The sequence below is a fragment of the Clostridium sp. YIM B02555 genome (assembly GCF_022320955.1).
In the GTDB taxonomy this organism is placed as follows: Bacteria; Bacillota; Clostridia; order Clostridiales; family Clostridiaceae; genus Clostridium; species Clostridium saccharoperbutylacetonicum.
The window spans coordinates 41,623-66,919 of sequence record NZ_JAKJJY010000023.1; the positions used below are offsets into that span (position 1 = coordinate 41,623).

The following is a 25,297-nucleotide window of genomic DNA, read 5'->3' on the forward strand; positions in this document are numbered from 1 at the left end:
AGCGAGAATTAAATTTATGCAACAATTACCGAAATTAGATAGATATTTATTACAGCGGACTTATGAAATTTTCGCTGGATGGGTTCTAAGTGGAAGGATGCACCCATTTCTGCATGTTCCTAAAGTAAATTTATGACAAGCAGAAAATGGAACAACCTTCCACTAATAACCATCACAGCTTAATTTCATATGCCGCTTGCACAAAAATGTATCTAATTTCTAGTGTAGTGTTACGATTATAATTTCTCAATGATGTATGTATATTCCATTTATAAGTTTGATTATTAAATTGGATATCTATATAATAATTTAGATACTGGAAATAGCAAGTCAGTAGTTGGATAAATTCCATAGAGGCTTGTTATTTTTTATTCTTTTTGAATTTATAATGCAGTAAAATCTGTGGATAATATATGAAAAGGGCTATTTAAGTGAGTTGGGTATAAAAAAAGAATAAAAAATAAATCATATTCGCCTGCATAAAATGTTCTCATATGTAGCATAGCTGCCTTTTCTAATAAAATGTTCTTATATGCAGCATAGCTGCCATTTCTAATGTGCATATTTTTCTCACATACGTTCGAAAAGGCAGATGCGCACCTATAAAAAGAGTGCGAAGCACAATACGGAACTTAATATTAAAAATCTCCAGCTCCACAGTCGCCTGCGATTTTTTTATGTATAATATTTTAATTATTGTTCAAATTAAATAAGACTTGAGCATTAATGAGAATATAAATTTAGGAGCTTTTTCTTGTGAATATTTCATAGCTCATTATTTTAAATATTTCATTGGAGTTTTGCTGTTAATTTATAATTAGAACATATTTGTCATAATTAAAATTAATTAATTGAATGATGAAATGAATAATTCCTACAATTTTAATAAGAATTATGGAAAAAAGTATTGACTAGGTAATAACATAGGAATATACTTATAACATAGTAAATAGATAAGAATTCTAAGAAAGATAATAAGGAGTGAGTGTAATGTCAAAAATATATAAAAATCTTGCAGAGTTAGTTGGAAGAACACCATTATTGGAAGTGGCTAATTATAGTAAAGGTAAGGATTTAAAAGCTACTGTAGTTGCGAAATTAGAATATTTTAATCCAGCAGGTAGTGTTAAAGATAGAATTGCAAAGGCTATGATTGAGGATGCTGAAAACAAAGGCTTATTAAAACCGGGCTCAGTTATAATTGAACCAACTAGTGGGAATACAGGAATCGGAATTGCATCTGTAGGAACTGCTAAAGGTTATAAAGTTATAATTGTAATGCCAGAGACTATGAGTGTTGAAAGACGTAGTCTTATAAAGGCTTATGGTGCAGAAATAGTATTAACAGAAGGTGCTAAAGGAATGAAAGGCGCAATTGCAAAAGCTGATGAGTTAGCAGCTGAAACTCCAAATTCATTCATTCCAGGTCAATTTATAAATCCGGCTAATCCAGAAGTTCATAGAAACACTACTGGACCAGAAATTTGGGAAGATACTGATGGAAAAGTAGATATATTTGTAGCAGGTGTCGGAACAGGTGGAACAGTTACAGGAGTTGGAGAATATTTAAAATCTAAGAATCCAAATGTTAAAATAGTGGCTGTAGAGCCAGCTGATTCACCAGTATTATCAGAAGGGAAATCAGGTCCACATAAAATACAAGGAATTGGTGCAGGTTTTGTTCCAGATGTATTAAATACAAAAATTTATGATGAAATAATAAAGATTAAAACAGAAGAAGCATTTAGTGCCGCTAGAGAATTATCAAAGACAGAAGGGCTGCTTGTAGGAATTTCGTCAGGAGCAGCAATTTATGCATCAACTGAATTAGCAAAACTTCCAGAAAATGCTGGAAAGACAATAGTTGTATTACTACCTGATACAGGGGAACGTTATTTATCTACTGCACTATTTGAAGATAAATAAATTTAATAATAAAAGTGATAATTGGTAGAAGGCTGAGATGCCTTCTTTTAATTTATATATATATCTTTTTGTAAAATTTGTTCGAGGTGCACTAAAAAATTGTTAGCAAGAATCATGGAATATATATTTTTCTTATGATATCATTATTTTGACGAAGGTGTCTTTATTTTTAAAATAGAGGCATTTTTGCATTTATTTAAGTAAATGTAATAATCGAGTGATATTTATTAAGTTATTTTTAGGAGGAGTCAGAAATGAATTTTGATTATAATTTACCAGTAAATCTTTTGTTTGGAAGGGGAAGAAGCAATGAAATAGGAACAGAAGTATCTAAATATGGGAAGAAGGCGCTTATTGTAACTGGAAGAAGCAGTACAAAAAAAAGTGGATTACTTGATAAAGTCATAACTTTATTGAAAGACGCAAAAGTTGAATATGAAATTTTTGATAAAGTTGAGCAAAATCCATTGACTACAACTGTATATGAAGGTGTAGAGGTCTTAAGAGAAACAGGTTGTGATGTTATTTTAGGTCTTGGTGGCGGAAGTATTATGGATGCTGCAAAGAGTATAGCATTTTCAGCTAAGAATTCTGGAGATATTTCAGAATACATATTTGGAATAAAGCAAGGAAATGAAGCATTACCAATAGTTTTAGTACCAACAACTTGTGGGACTGGTAGTGAAGGAAATTGTTTTTCTGTTCTTACTAATCCGGAAACAAAGGATAAAAAGTCTCTTAGGACCAATGTAATAATTGCAAAAGCATCGATTATTGATCCAGAATTAATGACAACAATGCCAAAGAGTATACTTGCATCTGTTGGTTTTGATGCATTAGCACATAATATGGAAGCTTATGTATCAAAAATAGGACAACCATTAACAGATATGAAAGCTTTTTATGGAATAAAATTATTAGCTGATAACTTAATTAGAGTATATAATGACCCTGCTGATATGGATGCTTGGGAACAAGTAACATTAGCTAGTACTTTAGGAGGTATGGTTATTGGGGTAGCAGGGGTTGCAGCACCACATGGTCTTGAACATCCAGCAAGTGGATTGTATGATATTGTTCATGGAAAAGGTCTTGCAGCACTTACTCCTGTAATTATTGAAAAATCATGGGAAAGTAATGTGCAAAAATATAGTGATATATCAAGGCTTCTAGGAGGAACAGATGCAAAAGATTGTGCTGAGGCTATAAGAAAATTCCTTGAAAAAATTAATCTTAAAGTGACATTAGGTGAACTTGGAGTTAAAAAAAGTGATATTGATTGGATGTCAGAAAACTGTATGAAAGTATCAAAACCAAGTATAGCAAATAATCCTAAAGAATTTAACTTAGAAGAGATTAAAGATATTTACATTAATGCACTTTAAAAGGTTGTGCACATTGCACTAAAATATTGTTATAAATGATAATAGACGGATAAATATTAATGTGATAATATACATACAAGCAAATTAATTCTTAAAAGTAGCAAAGATTATTTAGTGAAACGCAGCTTAGTTTTGAAAATCAATGGTGAGGAATAAATTAAAATTAAATGTTGTGCACACTGCACATAAAAAATGTTACTTATGAGTATAGAAATTATAAAAATATCGTGATAATATTATTTTAACAAAAACAAGAAAATAATTTATATTGAATGCAAAGGCGCACTGAAATTAAAACAGTGCGTCTTTTTATATTATAAGAAAACAGGAGTTGAGAATATGTATAAAGTTTGCGAATTATCAAAAAAATACGGAAATCTTGAAGTATTGAAGAATATAAGTGTAGATATAAAAGAAGGCGAAGTTGTATGTATTATAGGACCTTCTGGATCCGGAAAAAGTACATTCTTAAGGTGTTTAAATTTATTTGAAGTTCCAACAGGTGGAGAAATGTATTATAACGGTAAAAGTATTATGGAGAAAAATACAGATAGCAGAACTCTTAGAGAAGAAGTAGGAATGGTGTTTCAAAAGTATAATTTATTTCCACTACATACTGTGGTTCAAAATGTTATGCTAGCACCAGTACTCACTAAAAAGAAAAATAGAAAAGAAGCAGAAGAAAAAGCATTAGAACTTTTAGGAAAGGTTGGCTTGAAAGAAAAGGCAGATGTGTATCCGAAGACTTTGTCAGGAGGACAACAACAACGTGTTGCTATAGCAAGAGCACTAGCGATGGAGCCTAAGATGCTTTTGTTTGATGAACCAACATCCGCTCTAGATCCAGAATTAGTTGGAGATGTATTAGATGTTATGAAGCAGTTAGCAAAGGATGGTATGACTATGGTAGTTGTTACACACGAAATGGGATTTGCTAGAGATGTATCTGATAGAGTAATTTTTATGGATAAAGGTTATATAGTTGAAGAAGGATCACCTAAAGAGATTTTTACAAATCCTAAAAATGAGAGAACAAAAGAATTTTTATCTAGAGTTCTCAATTAAATAGAATATTAAATTTAATTAATATAGCAAAATAAGCAAAAATAATTATGAAAAGGGGAAATTAATATGAAGAAATTGTGGAGAAAATTAGTGATATTGACGGTAGTTGTTATAGGGTGTATTGGATTAATGGCAGGATGTGGATCAGGAGGAAATGCTAGTAATTCAGGGGCAGCAGATAGTAGTAAGGGAAAGGATACTTTAGCAGCGGCAAAGGAAAAAGGAGTATTGACGGTTGCTTCATCAAATGATGCACCATTTGCGTTTATAGATGCTAAGAGTAATGAATTTACTGGAATTGATGCAGAAATAATAACTGAAATTGCTAAAAGACTTGGAATAAATAAAGTTGAAATGAAGCAAATACCATTTGAGAATTTATTGGTTGAACTAAATAATAATTCAGTAGATATGGTAACAGATGGAATGTATGTTAAGGATGAACGTAAGAGATTAGCTAAATTTACAAATATATGGTACAAAGAAGGAGAAGCAATAGTTATTCCTAAAGATTCTAAAATTACAAGCAAAGATGATTTGAAAAATGCAACATTAGGAGGACAAAAAGGAACAGCCTTCTTAGAAACAGCTCAAAAGTGGCAAAAAGATGGTTTGGTTAAAGATGTTAAAATCTTTGCAAGTCAATCTGAATTAATGCTAGCTGTTAATACTGGAAAAGTTGATGCTTGTATCACAGATGGAATGGTTGCCGGCTATACTTTATCTCAGGATAGTAGCCTTAATTTGAAGATTTTATCACCATATAAGGCAGAGGCATCTGGAATGATAGCAGCAGCAGTTAGAAAAAATGACACTGCTTTAGCAGATGCTGTAAATGAAAAACTTGATGAAATGAAAAAAGATGGAACTATTCTTAAACTTCTTAAGAAGTATGGAATGAATGAAGATTATTTTGTATCAATAGAAGATGGTAAAACTTCAGATAAATAATAAAATCTAAAAAAGAATCCAAAAGGATTCTTTTTTAGAAAAGGAGGAAGTATATATGGATATTTTATCTAATTTAGATTTTGACACCGCTTTTAAATATTTGGTACCTTCCTTAGGGGATGGACTTTGGATTGTTGTGGAAGCAACAGTATTTGGATTTTTTTTAGCAATAGTTTTAGGATTACTTATTGCAATTGGACGTATTAGCAGATTTAAAGTATTAAGAGGAATCTTAGTAGTATTTTTAGAATTTATTCGAGGAACGCCTTTGTTAGTTCAATTAGTATATATGTATTATGTAGTACCACTTTTAGTATCAATGATTGTACAATTTTGGAATCCTGGATATCAATTTAAAATAAGTTCGTTAGTTGCTGGAATAGTAGGCCTTGGAATTAATTATGGTTGTTATATATCAGAAGTTATTCGATCATCAATCGTATCAATTGATGGTGGGCAAAATGAAGCAGCATTGGCATTAGGACTTACAAATAATCAAGCTTTATTTAGAATAATAATACCTCAAGCATTAAGAAATGTAATACCTGTATTTGGAAATTACTTGGTTATGATGTTGAAGGATACTTCATTACTTGCATATGTATCAGTTAGTGAATTGTTGTTAAGAACTCAAAGTTATGCATCTCAATCGTTCTTGACCATTGAATCATATACAATTTTAGCTGTTTTTTATTTAATATTGAGTTTGCCACTATCTCAATTAGTAAAATTAGTAGAAAAGAAAATGCTAAAATTCAGTTAGGTCCTTAAATTATTAAAGACTACATCTTTTGCTTACATTAAAATAAAGGCAATAATGGTGTGGTTTTTATTTTATATTTAAGAATATTATAAATTACCCTTTTTTTATGCATTAATATGTGATAAAAATATTATAAGCAATAGTGATATTTTTAATAATAAAAGGGCAAGGGTGGATGACATGTCAATTTCAGTAAAGGATATATTTAAATTAGATTCATTACAAAAAGTAGAACTAGTTAGTGGGGAGGCTGGATTAGAAAAGTGTATTGAATGGATTTACGTAGCAGAATGTTTTGAAGATCCATTAGAAGGAATTAAGTGGCTTCAAGGTGGAGAAATTATATTTATTACAGGTGTAGGAATAAAAGATAATGTTCAAAGATTATTAGATTTAATTAAGGGAATACATGAAAAGAATGGAGCTGGATTAATTGTAAATATAGGCCCATATATTAAAAGCATTCCTGAAGAAGCTATTAAGCTTGCAGATAAACTTGAAATACCATTATTTACATTGCCATGGGAAGTTAAGTTGGTAGAAGTTTCAAGAGAGATTAGCAATGCAATAGTTTTGTCGCGTATAGAAGAAAACTCGCTTACTCATTTTTTGAGTAATATTTTATTTGGTGATGGAGAAATTGAAGGAGATGCAATACAAAAGGCAGCATATTTTGGATATAATTTAGCTGGTGAATGTTGTATTTGTGTTGTTGATATTGATGGCTTTGAAAGATATTTAAAGTTCAAAAAATTAGAAGATGAAATGAGTATATCTAAAATTAAGATTACCTTTAGAAAAATAGTACAAGATATTTTGGAAAAGCATGCACTTAAAGTTCCAATAATTGACAAAGATGATGCAGTTATTTTTTTTATTAGATCAGAAGAAAATTGCATGAATAGATTAGATAAAGCTTTAAAAGAAATACAAGAAATAATAAAAAAGCGTATGGATAATCTTTCTGTAAGTGTTGGAATTGGTAATTCATATAAAGATTTAAAAATGATGAAGCAATCATTAAATGAAGCGGAACTAGCTATTGATAGCGCAAAATGTCAAGGGTTAGATGATACAGTTACAAGATATAAAGATATAGGAATTTATGGTCTTTTGTTTAGTATTAACAACAGAACTGTATTAGAAAATTATTTTACTGAAATTTTGGGACCAATTATAAATAGTGAGAATAAAGATAATAATTTGATTGAAATTTTGGAAACTTATCTAAATGAAAACTGCAATATCACAGTTACAGCCGAAAAATTATTTTTACATAGAAATACCCTTAAATATAAAATAAAAAAGATAGAAGAATTATTGAATTGTGATTTGCATAATTTTAATGAATGTACTAAAGTGAAAATAGCATTATATGTTAGCAAAGTATTAAAAAAGTAAGGTTATGGATACAGTGGACAATTTTATTATAGTTTGTAGACATATAAAATAAATACAGAATTTTATATAATAGTTATATTCTAATTGCTAATTATTAATATTAAATTGTAAATTAATAGCTAAGTTTTTTGAATTTATTGGAGTGAGATGTACAATAATAGTTATAACTTATATATATTATAATTTAACTATCAATATTGGATAATTAAATAAAAAGACGATGTTAGTCTATCACAGCAGTGATAGGCTTTTGTTTTTTCATAGATTTTAAGCATAAGAATAACTGTGAATTGTGAACTGTAAACTGTAAACTGAGAAGTGGGGTGGTTATATGTCAATTTTAGTAAAAGATATTCTGAAACTAGACACTCTAAAAGACATGGTATTGGTTGGAGGAAGTGCAGGTCTAGAAAAATGCATAGAATGGATATATGTATCAGAATGCTTAGAAGATCCATTGGAAGGTATAAAGTGGCTGCAAGGGGGAGAAATTGTAATTATAACAGGTGTAGGAATAAAAAGTGATATAGGAGTATTAACAAAACTTATCAAGGAAATAAGCAAAAAAAGTGGAGTGGGTTTAATAGTAAATGTAGGTAAATACATAAAAAAAATACCAGAGACTGCGGTTGAAATTGCTGATAAACTTGAAATTCCTTTATTTGCACTTCCGTGGGAAGTTAGGCTTGTAGAGGTCTCAAAGGAAATAAGCAATGCTATTATATTAGCACGAATTGAAGAAAAATTTATGAATGATTTTTTGAATAATATATTATTTGCTCAAGCGGACTTAGGGGTTAATGTCAAAGAAAAAGCTAATTATTTTAGATATAACCTGCAGGGAAAATGCTGTATATGCATTTTGCAGATAAATGGATTAAAGGAATTTGCTCAGTCGAAAGCTCTGGAAGATGAAATTAGTATAACTAAAATTAAAGTTACGCTAAGGAAATTAGTTCAGGACATATTAGAAAAATATTCGTTGAAGGTTCCTATAATTGATAATGAAGAAGAAATTATTTTTTTAATTAGAGCAGAAGAAAATTCTATGTATAGATTAAACAGAGCATTGCAAGAAATACAAGAATTAGTTTCTAAGCGCATGGCGGGGATATCAATAAATGTAGGAATTGGGAATGGATATGAAGATTTGGGTTTTATGAAGGAATCTTTTAATGAAGCGAAAATAGTAATTGAGAGTTTAAAATTTGATGGTGGGAGACAGGCAATTAAGAAATATAATGATATAGGGATATATAGTTTGATATTAAATGTTAATAATAAGAGTATATTAGAAAATTATTGCAAGCAAGTAATTGGGCCAATTATTGAAAAATCAAAAAATAATAAAGATGTTAATTATATTAAAATATTAGATATGTACTTAAATGAAAATTGTAACATTACTACAACTGCAGAAAAATTACTCATTCATAGGAATACTCTAACATATCGCATAAAAAAAATTGAAGAGTTATTAAATTGCAGTCTGCACAATTTTGAAGAATGTCTTAATATAAAAATGGCATTATATATAAATAAAATACTATAGATGAGGTAGTGTTTTGGTCAAAATAGACAAAAATATTATGGTGTTTGGACATAGAAAAAAAGGAAAGAAAGTATTATTATATAAACAAGCTAATACAAAGAGCGCAACACAAAAGTTTTGTAGACAATGGAGTCTTTATGGGTATAAACATGAAGACTCTTTTTTTGGTGAATAGTGAATGGTGAATGATTAAGGAAGAAAAGCCTACGGCTTTTCAAAAAATAAGAATAAATTAAAGAAAACCTGCGGTTTTCAACCTCAATTATTCATTATTCACCATTAATTAAACGTGGCGTAGCCACTTTGTTCTTAATAATTAATGATATATGACTAATGATTGATGAGAAAAGCTTCATAGGATAAAGTTCATTAAAGAAATTACGGAGTAATTTCAACCGAAATTATTCATCATTCATTATTCATCATTCATTTGAAAATATAGGGGGATTAAAAATGATAGAAGAATCAAATGTAAAATTAGTAACAGCCATACCAGGACCTAAATCAAAGGAAATTTTTGAAGAAAGAAAAAAATATGTAGCAAATGGTGTATCGATATCCACAGACATTGCTATTGCAGAAGCAAAAGGGGCTTTAATTAAAGATGTTGACGGAAATGTATTTTTAGATTTTGCTGGAGCAATTGGTGTCCAAAATGTTGGGCATTGTGATGATGAGATAGTTAAAGTAATACAAGAGCAAACAGCTAAGTATATTCATCCAGGATATAATGTTGTAACTTATGAATCTTATGGAGCTTTAGCAAAGAAATTAACAGAAATAACAGTTGGGGATTTTGAAAAAAAAGTAATGTTTGCAAATAGTGGTGCAGAAGCAGTAGAAAATGCTATAAAAATAGCAAGAACTTATACGAAAAAAACAGGAATCCTTTCAGCGACAGGTTCTTTTCATGGTCGTACAAATATGACTATGTCAATTACAAGTAAGTATAAGCCTTATAAAAATGGGTTTGGACCATTTGCACCTGAAACTTATAAATTTGATTACCCATACTCCTATAGAGCTCCACTTGGAGTTTCAGAGGAAGACTATGCAGAAGAATGTCTTAATAAATTAAAAAGTATGCTTAAAACAACATTATCTCCAGACATGATAGCATGTTTGATTATTGAACCATTACAAGGTGAAGGTGGATTTATAGTACCATCTGCAAAATATATGCAAGAATTACAAAAGCTTTGTAATGAAAATAATATACTTTTAATTGTAGATGAAATACAAGCTGGGTTTGCTAGAACTGGAAAAATGTTTGCACATGAGCACTATGGTATAGAACCAGATATTGTTACACTATCAAAATCAATAGCAGCTGGAATTCCATTAAGTGCTGTAGTTGCTAAAAAAGAAATAATGGATTCAGCATGTGTAGGTGGAATTGGTGGAACATATGCTGGAAGTCCGCTTGGATGTGTGGCTGCACTTAAAGTAATTGAAAAAATTGAAAAAGAGGATTTATGTGGGAAATCACAAAAGCTTGGAGAATATATTACTGGTAGATTAAATAAAATGAAAGAAGAATTTGATGCTATTGGTGAAGTAAGGGGGCTTGGTTCTATGATAGGAGTAGAATTTGTTAAAGACCTGGAAACTAAAGAACCAGCAGCAGATTTAGTAAAAGCAATAATTAAAAAATGCTATGAAAAAGGTGTTATTTTATTAAATGCAGGATTGCTTAGCAATGTAATTCGTTTTTTACCACCACTTGTAATGACAGAGGAACAAGTTAAATATGGAATGGATGTATTAGAAGAATCAATTAAAGAATGTCTATAAGTTAAAAAATATAAACTATATATAAGTTCTAGTATCTATATAATTTAATATTTCAACGTAGGAATTAATTCATGTGATCTATAAATCGAAATTTATAGATTGCATGGATTTAATTTTTTATATGATTTGTAATTGGGGATAAGTATTGATAAGAAGAGGTGATTAGTTATGAAAAAAATAAAAACACAATTAATAACGGTATTTAGTTTGGTCTGTATAGGGTGTCTAGTTATTGCTATGTTTATAAGTTGTTTTATTTCATCAAAGATGATTTCTTCTAAAACACAGGATAAATATTCAAATCAAATTGAAGCATATTCTTCAAAGATAGATGGATATCTTAAGGTTCATGGAAATACTATAAATATTATAGATAATTATTTAGAGACAATGTCTGATTTTAGTAATGAAAAAATTCTTTCATTTGTAACGGAACAATTTAAACAAAATAAATCCACATCAGATATATATGTTGGATTAATAGATAAAACATTTTTAGATGGATCTGGATGGACTCCAAAGGCAGATTTTGATTGTACCACAAGAAGTTGGTTTAAAAATGCTATTAATAAGAAAGATCTTAATTACGGTGATCCTTATTTTGATCTTACAACTCAAAGTATGTGCGTAGCTATTTCTAAACCTATTATTAGAGAAAATAAAATTGTAGGTGTTATTTCTTTAGATGTAAATTTAAAAGTACTAGCAGAAACTATTGAGGAGGCAAAGAAGGATCAAAATACATATGGATTTGTTCTTGATAATGGAAATAATATTATAGCTCATCCAAATGATGAATATATGCCTAAAGAAGATAAAACTACTAATATTGAAAGTATTATTGGAAATGCATTTTCAAGCGCTGCACAAATAAGCAATGGTATTTATAATACAAATAAATTAAAGGATTATGATGGCATAGATAGACTATTTATGTTTACAACTATTCCTAGTACAGGTTGGAAAATAGGATTAGCAGTGCCTGAAAGTGTTTATAATTCTTCATTAAGAATATTAATAAGTATTTTTGTTGTTATAATTCTCATTGCATCAATAATTACATATGTCATTGGTCACTTGCTAGGAGTTAAAATAGCTCAGCCTATTTCTATATTGACGGCTACAATTAATGATATTAAAAATTTAAAATTAACCAATAACGAAGAAAGTATAAAATATCGAGATATTAAAGCTTCAAATATAGAAACTGATACTATATGCAAGGCTGTAGATGCTTTAAGAGCTACGTTGATCAATATTGTGGTGGAATTACGATGGGCATCTAACAAGGTTATTGATGGAAGCTCGAAGCTTTCAGAAGTTGTAAATGAAAATGTAGCTTCTATTGAAGATGTTACTAAAACTCTTTCGCAAATTGTAAAGGCAATTGAAAGTGAAGCTAAAGAATCTCAATATGGTATTGAACAATTGACTAACCTTTCAGAAGAAATTTACACAGCAGCAGAGGATACTAATACTTTAGAGAAAATTTCCACTGTTACAGTAGAGCATATCGATAAAGGTATGATGTATATTGATGAATTATCAAGAAAAATAGAAGATACAGCATTAGCTCAAAGTAAGGCAGGTAAGAATGTTGAAGTGTTAGCTGAAAAATCAATTTCTATTGGTGAAATAAGTAATGCTATAAGTGAAATTGCAACTCAAACTAATTTACTTTCGCTAAATGCATCTATTGAGGCAGCTAGGGCAGGAGAATATGGAAAAGGCTTTGCAGTAGTAGCAAATGAAATTAAAAAACTTTCAGAGGAGACTGCAAGTTCTACAAAGCGTATAATTCAAATTATTCAAGAAATTCAAAAAGAAATAGAATTAACAAAAGTAAATATGGAGGTAGCAGAGAAATCTACAAATGAATATGTTGAAAGTATGAATGAAACAAAAAATGTATTTGTAGATATAAATAACAAAGTAGATATAATGAATAAAAGTGTATCTAGTTTAGTAAATTCTATAAGCAAGGTTAATGAACATAAAAATGAAGTTATTAAATGTTTCTCTGATATATCTGCAGCTACAGAAGAAACCTCAGCTTCATCTCAAGAGGTTTTAAATTCAATGGAATTCCAAGAAAGTAATATTGGGGAATTGAGTTCATTAGCTGATAACTTAAATGAAATTACCTTAACTTTAAACAATATTATAGATACCTTTGAACTTGATTAGACAGTTATATTAAAATATTTGACAATAAAATTATGGAGTAGTAATATTAAATTAAGGCAAAGATGCTCATTACTGAGGTCTTTGTCTATTTTTATATCTGATATTTATAATATGTTCGAAGAAAAATTTTTTACATGAAAAATAATAAAATAGTCATTTTTTATATAGTATTATACATATAAGAAGTAGCAGTAAGCATAAGGAGGGCGTTATGATAGAAAATGTTGTATCTTTGGAATTAGCAGTAGATGAAAATTTAATCATCAAGAAAAATAGGCTTACTCCAAGTAATATAAATGGACAAGAAAAAAGAATATGTATTGTTACAGGAATGCATGGAGATGAATTAGAGGGGCAGTATGTATGCTATAAATTAATAAAATTAATACAAGATAATATAAAGTGCTTAAATGGAGTAGTTGATATATATCCATCCTTAAATCCACTAGGAATAGATTCGGTACATAGGGGCTTGCCAACTTTTGATTTAGATATGAATAGAATTTTTCCTGGATCAGAAAGTGGAGCTATGGCAGAACATGTCGCAGCAAAAATAATTGAGGATATAGAAGGTGCTGATATTTGTGTAGATTTACATGCAAGTAACATATTTTTAAGAGAAGTACCTCAAGTAAGAATCAGTGAAAATATGAAAGATAAGCTTGTACCTTATGCAAAATTGCTTAATATGGATTTTATATGGATACATCCAGAATCAACAGTATTAGAATCTACTCTTACATACAACTTAAATGAAAGAAATATACCAACCTTACTTGTAGAAATGGGAGTTGGAATGAGAATTACTAAGAAATATGGGGATCAATTGGTAGATGGAATATTTAATTTAATGAAAAAGTTAAATATCTGGAAGGGTGAAGTAATTGATGTTAGAGAACCAATAATATCTGTAGAAAAGGAAATGAACTTTATTAATGCTAATGTTTCAGGCGTTTTTATGCCCTCTGTTAAGCATTTAGATGTGGTTAGAGAAGGTGAAAAAATAGGTGAAATAATAAATTCTTTATCTGGTGAAATAGATGAAAAAGTTTTTTCACCATGTGATGGAGTAATATTTACATTAAGAGAATATCCAGTAGTTTATGAAGGCTCTCTTATTGCAAGGGTTGTTGGAGGTACAAAATGAGAAAGGAAATAATATATACTTTAAAGTCACCTCATCGTGAAGATATGAGAATTACAGGATATAAATTTGGAAAAGGTGAAAAGACAGCCTGCATAGTTGGAGCTATAAGAGGAAATGAAATTCAACAATTATATACGTGTTCTCAGTTAATTAAAACCTTAACTAAGTTAGAACATAGAGGAGCAATTTCAAAAGATCGTGAAATTCTTGTTATACCTTGTGTAAATCCACATTCCATGAATATAGGAAAAAGATTTTGGGCAATGGATAATACTGATATAAATAGAATGTTTCCTGGACAAGCAAATGGAGAAACTACTCAAAGAATTGCCAATGGTGTTTTTGAACAGGTTAAGGATTACCCATATGGAATTCAATTCACTAGTTTTTATATGCCAGGAGATTTTATACCACATATAAGAATGATGGAAACTGGATATCATAGTCCAAGTCTTGCAAATTTGTTTGGCTTGCAATATGTAGTGATACGTAAGCCTAAACCATATGATAAAATGACCTTAAATTATAATTGGCAAATGTGGGAATCAAGTGCTTTTTCATTATATACAAATGCTACAGATCAAATTGATGAAAGCTCTGCAAAGCATGCAGTGGTTGCAGTTCTGAGATTCTTAACAAGAATGGGAGTAATAAAGTATACTAGTCATAGTGGTTATATAGCAAGTGTTTTGCAAGAAGATGATTTGCTTTCTGTTAAGACTACAGCTGCCGGAATATATAGAGGATTAAAAAATCCCGGAGATGGAGTAGAAAGAGGAGATATTCTTGGTGAGATAATTCATCCTTATGAAGGAGAGGTTATAGAAAAAGTTATATCTCCTACTGATGGAATAATATTTTTTGCACATAAGTCGCCCTTAGTAATGGAAAATGTAGTAGCATATAAAATCATCAGAAGACTACATGAATAAGAAGCCAATATATAACTATGTATAAGAGTCTTAACACTATTAAGTTTATACATAGTTTTTTTATTCTTTAGGAAATTATATTGTTGGACAATCTGTGGATAACTTTTGAAACAGACTAATCAACTAGGTTTAATATTTTAAAAGAAGAAAAAAATAAATCATATTCGCCTGCATAAAATGTTCTTATATGTAGCATAGCTGCCTTTTCTAATAAAATGTTCTTATTTGCAGCATAGCTGCCTTTTCTAAGGTGCACATTTTTCTCACATGCGGTCGAAAAGGCAGATGCGCACCTATAAAAAGAGTGCGAAGCACAATACGGAACTTAATATTAAAAATCTAAGGCTCCACAGTCGCCTGCGATTTTTTTATTGTACAGGAATAAGAATTTAAGAAACCTGAGAGCCATATGAAATAAAGGGTTTTGAAGGTGAATGATGGATAATTAATTAAACGTGTCACAGATGCTTTAAAAGTTTTGAGTAATATCATAAAAAATCAGTATATATTAGAGAAACCGTTTAAAGCTTTAAATATTTGCTTATAATAGAAGAAAAAAATAAAACACACGCTATTGACATAGAAGAATATAATTGATAATATAATCTTACTAAATTTATAGGAATTATAAGAAATGGAAGGGGATAATTATGGAAAATACATTTTTTTCAAAATTTATAATGATTACAAGCTTTATGCCGCTTGTATTCATAGCAGTATTAATTGGACTAATGTTTGTAATATATAAACTGGAAAAGGCAGGTTTGAATTTTTCAAAGCGTATGCTTATTTCTACAGGGGCTGGATTAATTCTGGGAGTTGTTATACAATTTATAGCTGGTTTTCCAAAGAGCAGTGGAGATGTTAAATGGATAGGTGAAGTTATAAAATGGTATGGATTAGTTGGTAATGGATTCATGGATCTATTAAAAATGCTCGTAGTACCACTGGTTTTCATATCAATGTTAAGGGTTATAATAACTATGGATGCTCAAAAAAGTTTAGGAAAAATTACTTTTAGATCTATATCAGTTTTGCTAGGGACTACAGCAATATCTTCAATAATTGCAATAATAGTTGGTAATTTATTTAAACTTGGAGTAGGAGTAGAGGCAGTTCAAAGCAAAGCAGAAATGAAAGAAATAGTTCCATTTGTAGATACAATAAGAGGTCTTCTACCATCAAATCCAATAAAAGTAATGGCTGATGCTAATATAGTAGCGGTTGTTATATTTGCAGCATTTCTTGGAATAGCAATAAGAAAATTAAATAAGAGCAATAAAGATGTTATAAAACCTGCAGTAGATATAATTGAAGCATTTTATAGTATTATGACAAGTGTTGCTAGAACAGTTATAAGGTTTATGCCGTATGCTGTTTTGCCATTACTTGCAAATACAATTGCATCAAATGGAATATCGGCAATAACAAATGTACTTAGCTTCATAATTGCATTATATGTGAGTGTTATTATTGTATTTATTGTACACCTTATAATAGTTTCACTTAATGGATTAAATCCAATTCAGTATGCAAAAAATGTAACTGAACCATTAGTTTTAGCCTTTACCTCAAGATCAAGTCTTGGAACATTACCTGTTACAATAGAAACTCTAAATAAAAAAGTTGGAGTTGAAAAAGGAATTGCAAGTTTTGCAGGAAGTCTTGGAGCTAACATGGGAATGAATGGCTGTGCAGCTATATATCCTGCATTAATGGCTATAACAATTGCTAATATGTCTGGGACTACAATGGACTTCAGTTTTTATGCAATGCTAGTAATTACAATAATTATAAGTTCTTTTGGAATTGCAGGGTTGCCAGGAACAGCGATAATGTCTGTATCTGTTGTAATATCAGGTATGGGAATGGGAAGTTTCTTCCCACTTGCAGGAGGAATACTTGCAATTGATCCAATATTAGATATGGCAAGAACAGCACTTAATGTTGATGGAGCAATGGTTTCAGCAGTAACAGTTGCTAAGAGTTTCAATGAATTAGATAAAGAAGTTTTTAATTCAAATGATAAAATTATAGCTGAAGCTAATTAAATAATATATCGTTAATTAAAAGATCTTTATGTGATAATAATAGTCATATAAAGGTCTTTTTTTTGTACGCAAATTTCAAAATTATTAGATAAGAATTAAACTTAGATACACAGTATTAAGAGATAAATTGAGATTATAGGTTTTTCAAAAAAATATATAAAAGTATTGACAAAACTGTTCATACTGTATATATTGTATATATACAGTATGAACAATGAGGAGGTAGAAGTGAAGTTTGAAAATATTACTTTCAAATAAATCCGATTTGCCTATTTATGAACAAATTAAAGGACAAATAAAAGAGCAGATTTTAACGGGTTCTATTGCAGAAAATGAATTCTTACCATCAATAAGACAGCTAGCAAAGGATTTGGGAATTAGTGTTATCACAACGACAAGAGCTTATTCTGATCTTGAAAGTGAAGGATTTATAGCGACCCTTAGGGGAAAAGGAAGTTATGTACTTCCGAAAGATGCAGAAATGGTAAAAGAACAGTATTTAAAAAAAATTGAAGAGGCATTTACAATCGCAATAGAAAATGGAAAGGCAGCAAATATATCAAATGATGAATTAATGCTTATTTTGAAAACTCTTATGAATGAGTAATTTTGAATAATGAGTAACTTTGTATTAAGAGGGAGTTTGCTTACTTCATAAATAATTGTTAATTGAAAAGTATATAATGCTAAAAATCAATTTAGGGAGAATGAAGATATGAATGCGCTTGAAATAAAAAATTTAAATAAGAATCTTAAGGGATTTAATATTAAAAATATAAATTTAGAATTACCTAAAGGATATATTCTTGGGTATATAGGACAAAATGGAGCAGGGAAAACTACTACAATAAAACTTATAATGAATCACCTAAAGAGAAATAGTGGAGAAATAAGAGTATTTGGTAAAGAATATGATGAGGATGAGGCAGGATATAAAGATATGATAGGTTTTATTGGAGATGACTGCTATTTTCCAATATGTTTTACACTTAAAGAGATTATTAACACATTAAAAGATTTCTATTCTTCGTTTGACGAAGGGAAGTTTGACCAATATGCAAAAAAATGGGGGTTGCCTTATAAGAAAAAGATAAAGGAATTTTCTAAGGGAATGAAAGCAAAATTGGCTTTTGCAACTGTTTTATCAAGGGAAACAAAACTACTTTTATTAGATGAGCCAACTAGTGGCCTTGATCCAATAGTTAGAAGTGAAGTTTTAGAAATATTACAGGACTATATATCAGATGGAGAGAGAAGTGTTATATTTTCCACTCATATTATGAGTGATTTAGAAAAGATTACAGATTATCTTTATTTTATTAATGATGGAGAAAAAGTATTTTTTGACACAACAGAAAACATCTTAGAAAATCATCTGTTAGTTAAAGGTGGAACAGGAGAGTTAAGAGAAGAGGTGAAAGAAAAGTTAATTGGTTATAAATTGTCAAATATAAGTTTTACAGGATTGATTCATTCAGAAGACAAAAATTATTTAGATGAAAATTTATTGTTTGAGAAGCCTTCTATGGAGGAAATTATGGTTTTTTATATTAATGGAACAAGGGGAAAATAATATGAGGGAAGCCGTAAATTGTTTTAAATTTGATATGAGGATTATGAAAGCAAAAATGCAATATATCTATTTAATTCTGATTCCAATCTTTACATTTATAATGATGAAATATATTGATATTGGATTAGCAGCATTTATGTTTTTTGTAATTTTGTATATAGGAATACCTTTTGCAAATGAAAATGGAGATAAATTAGAGAATATTTATAGTTTACTGCCAAATAAATACTCCAGTATAGTTTGGGGAAGATTTATATATCTAATTTTAACTGTAGTAATAACAATTTGTATATTGGGAGGAACAAGTCTGTATTATTTTAATTTCAATTCACCGGAGCTATTATTTGTAACAGAATTAATAATAGTAGTAAATATCTCTATAATTCTTATGTGCATAAGTTATCCTCTATATTATGAAGCTCAAAAATCTAAAAGAGATGTAATTAAAACTGCCATACTTATAATTGCTTCATTGGCTATGATATCATTTATAATATTTATTCCAATAGAAATGGAAGAGGCGGGCTTGAGATATTCAAATCAATTAAATTGTATAGGAAACTTAATTATAAATAATAAAAAAAGCTTTATTGTTTTGAACTTACTTAGTATAGGGTTTATATGTTATTTATCGTATAAAGTTTCATGTTGGATTTTTTATAGAAAAGAGGTTTAGAGAAATATGAAAGATGCTATTAGATACCTAAAACTTGATTTAAGGTTGAGTAAAAGAACTTTGTTAATGATGTTGCCGATATTGGTAATAGTATTATATTTATTTTTTGAAAGAAAAATGTATTATTATGGAAAGGGATATTTTCTTTTAATTCAAATGGTTTTTGTAAATACGCCATTTATTGCACAAGGAAATGAAAATATAGAGAAGTTACATTATATTTTTCCAGCTAAGATATCTAAAATGGTTTTAGGAAGATTTCTTTACTTGCTCTTGTGGTTCATATGCATATTTTCTGTTGAAATTATGTTAATGATATATATGTTTAGTATAAATCAAATTGATAATAATGAAATTATAATAATGTTTTTATCTGAAATAGCAGTATTAATATTTTTATTTATTCAATACCCATTAAGTTATAAGATTGGCTTTGATGGGAAAAAAACAATACTAAATATTATAGGAATTGTACCAGCTGTATTAGTAATAATGCTACCAGAATTTATTAAAAAAGAATTAGGATATTTATTAGAGGTTATTTTAAATAATGAAGTTATTTTAACATCTTGTAGCATTTTAATTTTAATGATTATTGGATATTGCTCGTATTTGGTATCATATAAAATTTGTATGAAAAAAGAAGTATAAAATATATTAGTAGCTAATTTAATATTAGATTAGTTTGATAAGGAGGAATTTCTGATGAGTATATTAACAGTTCTTTGGATTGCAATAGGTGCAACTTTTTTAAGTGTTTTTGTTGAGAAGAAAAGAAATAGGTAAATTTCAAGTTTTTATAATTGAATAATGTTAAGTATAGTAGAGATATAAGCTTGTTATAATTAGAAGTACTTTAATTAATGCTAAAAACTTAAGTGAAAATTAAGTTTAATTTAATATTAAAACTATTCTATATTTATTAAAAGAAGGTATAATAAATATATGCTATTAAAGTAAATAATTAACTTGTATTGTATTCTTATGATAAGATTCAATATTGTAGGGGGAAAGAGAAATGAAATTAAGAAAAACTTTAGGAATTATTATGGCAGCAGTTTTGACTGTTGGAACAATGGCTGGATGTAGTCAAGCTACTCAAAATTATATTAAGGAAGTTAATAATGTAGAAAAGTGGGAATCAACAACTTCAGATATAACAGGGTCAGTTGGTGTAGATGCACAAGGGATAAAGCAGGATATATCCTTTACGTGTACAGCTTACAAAGCAAAAGAAAATGAGTATGCAGATATTAAATTTAAAGATCCAAACGGGAAAATTAATATTCCTGAACTTAAATTATATTGTGATGAAAATACAATATATATAAATAAGAGCTTTTTAGAAGGAATATATACTTCAACAGGACAAGCTGTTCCTAATGAGTTGACAAATATAAAAGAAGAATATATTGGAACAGATGTAAATTCAAATAATGCTAAAACTAATGCTAATGTAGAACAAATAAAAGCATTAGCTAATGATCCTGATGCTTTAATGAAATTAGGAAAATTAATTTTTGGTGAAAATAATGATTTAGATTTACCATATGTTCAAAATGGAAGGGAATATACTTTATATCTTGATGGAAACCAAACAGTAGATTTAGCAGCAAAAGCTATTATAGCGGGTGCAAATAATTTAGATAATTTAAATAGTACTTTTAAGTTAAAGTTGACTGCAGAACAAATTGCAGAAGCAAAAAAGGAAATTAATAATACAAACTTTACTTCAAAATTAGCTGAAATAAAGATGGCTTTAAATGGTACATCTATTAGTTCAAAAAATACATTTACTGATAATAGTTATACTAGTGATTTCAATATGAATTTACAAGTTAAAGATTTTGGAAAACTTTACTTTGGAATGAAATCAACAACTAGTAAAACAGAAGGAAAAGTAGTTGAAATGCCATCTAGTAAGATTAAACTTACAGAAGAGGAATTTGACAAAATGTTAGGTGTATCAACAACTGCAAAGGCTACTATTCCAGCAGCTACAGGGACTTCAATTAAGTAAGTGTAATAATAAACAATTACCTAATTAAGGATTTTTTAATGATTATTAAATTTTATATTAGAATTTAATAATAGAAGATATGTATAATAAAAATATAGCACAAACTATTTTTCAACATGAATTGTATTTTTATCATAAATAAATTAGTATAACAGGGGGAAACAAAAATGAAAATGAAAAAAACACTAGCAATTATTATGACAGCAGCTTTAGCAGCCGGCACATTAGCTGGATGTAATCAAGCAACTCTAAATTATTCACAGGAACTTTCAAATACTGCTAAATGGGAAGCAACAACATCAAATCTTGATGGTACGTTCAAAATTGACGCAAAAGGAATAAGTAAGCAAATCAATTTTACGGCTACAGGATACAAAGCTAAAGATAAGGCATACGTAAATATAAAACTTACAGATCCAACAGGATTAATTAAACTACCAGAAATTAATGAGTATGTTGATTTAGCATCAGGAAGTGTGGATATAAACAAAGGTTATTTTGAAGAAATTTATACTTTAACAGGACAAGCTGTTCCAAGTGGATTAGCTCAAATTAAGGAAGAATATTTAAGTTTCGATTTAGCATCTTCAGGACTAGATAAGGATAAGATTAAAGCATTATGTCAACCAGATGCAATGTCTCAATTTACTAAATTAATATTTGGAGAAAAGAATGATTTAGATTTGCCATTTGTTCAAAATGGAAGAGAATATTCATTAAACCTTAATTCTGATCAAACTACAGATTTAGCTGTAAAAGCTATAAAAGCTGCAACTAATAATTTAGACAATATCAATACTAGCTTTAAAATGGGACTACCAGCTGAAAGTATTACACAAATGAAAGCAGCAGTTAATAGTTCGGAGTTTGATAAAGGATTAGCTGAAGTTAAAGCAGCATTAGCAGGTTCTACTATTTCATCTAAAGAAACATTTACAGATACAAGTTATAATTCAGATTTTAGTGTGAATTTAAAAGTTAAAGATTTTGGAGATGTATCATTAAATGTGAAATCATCAGCTGCTAAGAGTGAAGTTAAAGAAATTACTTTGCCAACTAGTGTACTTAAAGTTACACAGGCAGATCTTCAAAAAATACTAACTCCATCAAAGGTAACTTCAAATGCAATAGCAAAATAGTATTAAAATAAATCTAAGCTATATAAAAATAACTTTCCGTTATTTTTATATAGCTTTTTTTATTTTATGCAAATTTCATATCAGAAAAATATTAAAAATTGTAAATTTTAAGCATGAACATATTGTTTTGAACAATGAAAGATGTTAATATAATCTTGTTCAAAAAATGAACTTAGAAATGATTTCTATAAAAAATGTCTAGGAAAGGGGAAGTAAATGTATGGGAAAGATAAAAACAGCAGTAATCTTGGCTGCAGGTATGGGGACAAGATTACAAGATGTAACTAATGATTTAATGCCAAAAGGTTTTATAAAGATAAATGGTAAAAGCTTAATTGAAAGATCTATTGATAAATTAAGGTGCTTAGGTATTGAAAAAATATATATTGTTACAGGTCATTTAAATGAATTTTATGATGATTTAGCAAAAGATAAAAATTATATTCAAACTAGAAGAAATAGAAAATATAAAGCAACAGGTAGTATGACTTCTCTAGCAATATTAGAAGATGAACTTAAAGAAGATTTCTTACTGCTTGAAAGTGATTTAATATATGAAGTTTATGCATTAATTAGAGTTTTGAATCACGCTGCTGCTGATTGTGTATTATTGAGTGGCAGGACAAATTCTGGAGATGAATGTTATGTTGAAGTTAGGGATGATAATTTATATAAGATCTCTAAAAACAAAGAAGAAATAGAAAGGGTATATGGAGAACTAGTTGGAATTTCTAAAATATCACTAGATCTGTATAGAGAGATGATAAGGCAATATAAAGAGTTTAACTCTTATAATGTAGAGGATGATAGAGATTATATTTTTGAAAATGAAAAAAGAACAACAAAAAAATATGATTATGAAAATGCCATATTTGATGCTGCAAGAAAAAGAAAAGTTGGATATTTAAAAGTTGAAAATTTAGTTTGGGGAGAAATTGATGATAGAAAACATCTTGAAAGAATAGAAAAAGTTGTACTCCCTAAATTAGAAAAAAATACTGAAGAACAATTAATAATTTAGAATATTTACATTTATAGATATCCAACGCGAGAATTAGATTTATGAGAAACTTACCGAAATCCAATACATTTGTCTTCTGCAGGACTAGTGAAATTTTCGCTGGAAGGTTCTAAATGGCAGCTTGTAGTCATTTCAGCGTGTTCCAGATGTAAAATCTGGACAAGCTGAAATGAAACAAGCCCCCATTAAGAACCATCATCAGCTCAATTTCACATGCCTGCTTCCAGAAAAATGTATCTGATTTCTAGTGTAGTGTTACGATTATAATTTCTCAATGATGCATGTATATTCTATTTATAAGTTTGATTCTTAAAATTGATATCTATATATGAAAATTAAAAAAATGAAAGGTTGAGGAGTGTAATATATGAAAACAGTTTATGTAGCAATGAGCGCAGATATTATTCATCAAGGACATTTAAATGTATTAAATGAAGCAAGAAAATTTGGAGATGTAATAGTTGGATTGCATACAGATGATGTAATAAGGGGGTATTGGAGAAATCCTATAATGAAATATGAAGAGAGAAAAGAAGTTGTAAGTAATATCAAGGGAGTTGTATCAGTAGTTCCGCAAAATAGTTTGGATCAAGTACCTAATATTAGAGAAATTAAACCTGATTATGTTCTCCATGGTGATGATTGGAAAGAAGGAGTACAAAAAGAACTTAGAGATAAAGTAATTGAAGCAATAAGTGAATGGGGAGGAAAACTTGTTGAGGTTCCATATACCCAAGGGGTTTCTATTTCAAAATTAGATGAAGAATTGGCGCAGATAGGAATAACACCTCAGATGAGAATGAAAAGTCTTAAGGAACTAATTTATTCCAAAAAACCAGTTAGGATACTTGAAGCTCACAATGGATTAACAGGACTTATCGTAGAAAAAACAAAGGTTGAAAAAGAAGGGAAAATAAAAGAGTTTGATGGTATGTGGGTAAGTTCTTTGTGTGATTCAACCGCAAAGGGTAAGCCAGATATTGAATTAGTAGATTTAACCTCTAGATTAAATACAATTAACGATATTTTGGAAGTTACTACAAAACCTATAATAGTTGATGGAGATACAGGTGGACAAATTGAACATTTTGTTTATACTGTTAAAACCTTAGAAAGATTAGGTGTATCAGCTATTATTATTGAAGATAAAACTGGACTTAAGAAAAATTCATTATTTGGTACAGCTGTTGTTCAAATACAGGATACCATAGAACATTTTTCAGATAAGATCAGAGCTGGAAGAGAAGCTCGGGTTACTAGTGATTTTATGATAATTTCAAGAATTGAAAGTTTGATTGCAGGAGCTGGAATGGAAGATGCTATTGAAAGGGCAAAAGCTTATATTGAGGCAGGAACAGATGGAATTATGATCCATAGTAAAGAAAAAAATGGTGAAGAGATAATAGAATTTTGTAGAAGATATAATGAGTTTGAAAATAAAGTTCCATTAGTGGTAGTTCCAACTTCATATAATTTTATGAAAGAAGATGAACTAATTGAATTAGGAGTTAGTGTTGTTATATATGCAAATCATTTAATACGAAGTGCTTATCCAGCAATGGTAAATACGGCAAAGAGTATTTTGGAAAATGGAAGGTCAAAAGAAGCATCAATTAATTGTATGCCGATAAAAGAAATATTGACTTTAATTCCAGGAGGAATGTAGAGCAGTTAACAGGGCACAGTTTATAGTTAGGAGTTATGAGTTTGCAGT

The 25,297-nt window shown here is 29.2% G+C and carries 21 protein-coding genes; all 21 read left to right on the forward strand.

What is annotated here, in order from left to right; translation table 11 throughout:
• The first annotated feature begins 990 nt into the window (after nucleotides 1–990).
• The 21 genes from cysK (at nucleotide 991) to aepX (ending at nucleotide 25,249) form a co-directional block, all read left to right on the forward strand.
• Entirely contained in the window at nucleotides 991–1,926 is a 936-nt protein-coding gene (cysK, locus tag L3B98_RS23485; RefSeq protein ID WP_238918447.1) for a cysteine synthase A, read from the forward strand.
• A 254-nt stretch (nucleotides 1,927–2,180) separates the two neighbouring features.
• Complete coding sequence (locus L3B98_RS23490; RefSeq protein WP_238918448.1) at nucleotides 2,181–3,311, forward strand: iron-containing alcohol dehydrogenase; 1,131 nt, start codon at nucleotides 2,181–2,183, stop codon at nucleotides 3,309–3,311.
• Nucleotides 3,312–3,650: 339 nt separating this feature from the next.
• Nucleotides 3,651–4,376, forward strand: coding sequence for an amino acid ABC transporter ATP-binding protein (locus tag L3B98_RS23495; protein WP_015394700.1), 726 nt, complete (start codon nucleotides 3,651–3,653; stop codon nucleotides 4,374–4,376).
• A 66-nt stretch (nucleotides 4,377–4,442) separates the two neighbouring features.
• Complete coding sequence (locus tag L3B98_RS23500) at nucleotides 4,443–5,327, forward strand: ABC transporter substrate-binding protein (protein WP_238918449.1); 885 nt, start codon at nucleotides 4,443–4,445, stop codon at nucleotides 5,325–5,327.
• A 55-nt stretch (nucleotides 5,328–5,382) separates the two neighbouring features.
• Nucleotides 5,383–6,090 carry an amino acid ABC transporter permease gene (locus L3B98_RS23505; RefSeq protein WP_077365757.1) on the forward strand — a complete coding sequence of 236 codons (708 nt, stop codon included), beginning with the start codon at nucleotides 5,383–5,385 and terminating at the stop codon, nucleotides 6,088–6,090.
• A gap of 180 nt (nucleotides 6,091–6,270) precedes the next feature.
• Nucleotides 6,271–7,491: a PucR family transcriptional regulator gene (locus tag L3B98_RS23510; RefSeq protein WP_238918450.1), complete on the forward strand. Its 1,221-nt coding sequence runs from the start codon at nucleotides 6,271–6,273 to the stop codon at nucleotides 7,489–7,491.
• 331 nt (nucleotides 7,492–7,822) lie between these two features.
• On the forward strand, nucleotides 7,823–9,043 hold the full coding sequence (locus L3B98_RS23515) for a PucR family transcriptional regulator (RefSeq protein WP_238918451.1): 1,221 nt from the start codon (nucleotides 7,823–7,825) through the stop codon (nucleotides 9,041–9,043).
• A gap of 13 nt (nucleotides 9,044–9,056) precedes the next feature.
• Nucleotides 9,057–9,218, forward strand: coding sequence for a hypothetical protein (locus tag L3B98_RS23520; protein ID WP_238918452.1), 162 nt, complete (start codon nucleotides 9,057–9,059; stop codon nucleotides 9,216–9,218).
• A 278-nt stretch (nucleotides 9,219–9,496) separates the two neighbouring features.
• Nucleotides 9,497–10,837: a 4-aminobutyrate--2-oxoglutarate transaminase gene (gene gabT / locus L3B98_RS23525; protein ID WP_077365751.1), complete on the forward strand. Its 1,341-nt coding sequence runs from the start codon at nucleotides 9,497–9,499 to the stop codon at nucleotides 10,835–10,837.
• A gap of 168 nt (nucleotides 10,838–11,005) precedes the next feature.
• Nucleotides 11,006–13,024 (forward strand): methyl-accepting chemotaxis protein, encoded by a 2,019-nt coding sequence (locus L3B98_RS23530; protein ID WP_238918453.1) that lies wholly within the window; start codon nucleotides 11,006–11,008, stop codon nucleotides 13,022–13,024.
• 211 nt (nucleotides 13,025–13,235) lie between these two features.
• Nucleotides 13,236–14,171, forward strand: coding sequence for a M14 family metallopeptidase (locus L3B98_RS23535; RefSeq protein ID WP_238918454.1), 936 nt, complete (start codon nucleotides 13,236–13,238; stop codon nucleotides 14,169–14,171).
• Nucleotides 14,168–15,103 carry a M14 family metallopeptidase gene (locus tag L3B98_RS23540; protein WP_238918455.1) on the forward strand — a complete coding sequence of 312 codons (936 nt, stop codon included), beginning with the start codon at nucleotides 14,168–14,170 and terminating at the stop codon, nucleotides 15,101–15,103. The genes L3B98_RS23535 and L3B98_RS23540 overlap by 4 nt, the downstream gene beginning before the upstream one ends.
• 650 nt (nucleotides 15,104–15,753) lie before the next feature.
• The gene (locus L3B98_RS23545; protein WP_238918456.1) at nucleotides 15,754–17,154 is read left to right on the forward strand and encodes a cation:dicarboxylase symporter family transporter; all 1,401 of its coding nucleotides are present in this window, start codon (nucleotides 15,754–15,756) and stop codon (nucleotides 17,152–17,154) included.
• A gap of 235 nt (nucleotides 17,155–17,389) precedes the next feature.
• Nucleotides 17,390–17,761: a GntR family transcriptional regulator gene (locus L3B98_RS23550; RefSeq protein ID WP_238918457.1), complete on the forward strand. Its 372-nt coding sequence runs from the start codon at nucleotides 17,390–17,392 to the stop codon at nucleotides 17,759–17,761.
• A gap of 108 nt (nucleotides 17,762–17,869) precedes the next feature.
• Nucleotides 17,870–18,727, forward strand: a complete 858-nt coding sequence (locus tag L3B98_RS23555) for an ABC transporter ATP-binding protein (RefSeq protein ID WP_238918458.1) — start codon at nucleotides 17,870–17,872, stop codon at nucleotides 18,725–18,727.
• A 1-nt stretch (nucleotide 18,728) separates the two neighbouring features.
• Nucleotides 18,729–19,403, forward strand: a complete 675-nt coding sequence (locus L3B98_RS23560) for an ABC-2 transporter permease (protein ID WP_238918459.1) — start codon at nucleotides 18,729–18,731, stop codon at nucleotides 19,401–19,403.
• A 6-nt stretch (nucleotides 19,404–19,409) separates the two neighbouring features.
• Nucleotides 19,410–20,054: an ABC-2 transporter permease gene (locus tag L3B98_RS23565; RefSeq protein WP_238918460.1), complete on the forward strand. Its 645-nt coding sequence runs from the start codon at nucleotides 19,410–19,412 to the stop codon at nucleotides 20,052–20,054.
• 367 nt (nucleotides 20,055–20,421) lie between these two features.
• Entirely contained in the window at nucleotides 20,422–21,423 is a 1,002-nt protein-coding gene (locus L3B98_RS23570; RefSeq protein WP_238918461.1) for a hypothetical protein, read from the forward strand.
• Between the two features lie 167 nt (nucleotides 21,424–21,590).
• The gene (locus tag L3B98_RS23575) at nucleotides 21,591–22,562 is read left to right on the forward strand and encodes a hypothetical protein (RefSeq protein WP_238918462.1); all 972 of its coding nucleotides are present in this window, start codon (nucleotides 21,591–21,593) and stop codon (nucleotides 22,560–22,562) included.
• 220 nt (nucleotides 22,563–22,782) lie between these two features.
• Nucleotides 22,783–23,583, forward strand: coding sequence for a phosphocholine cytidylyltransferase family protein (locus L3B98_RS23580; RefSeq protein ID WP_238918463.1), 801 nt, complete (start codon nucleotides 22,783–22,785; stop codon nucleotides 23,581–23,583).
• Nucleotides 23,584–23,950: 367 nt separating this feature from the next.
• Nucleotides 23,951–25,249, forward strand: coding sequence for a phosphoenolpyruvate mutase (aepX, locus tag L3B98_RS23585; protein WP_238918464.1), 1,299 nt, complete (start codon nucleotides 23,951–23,953; stop codon nucleotides 25,247–25,249).
• Nucleotides 25,250–25,297: the final 48 nt, after the last annotated feature.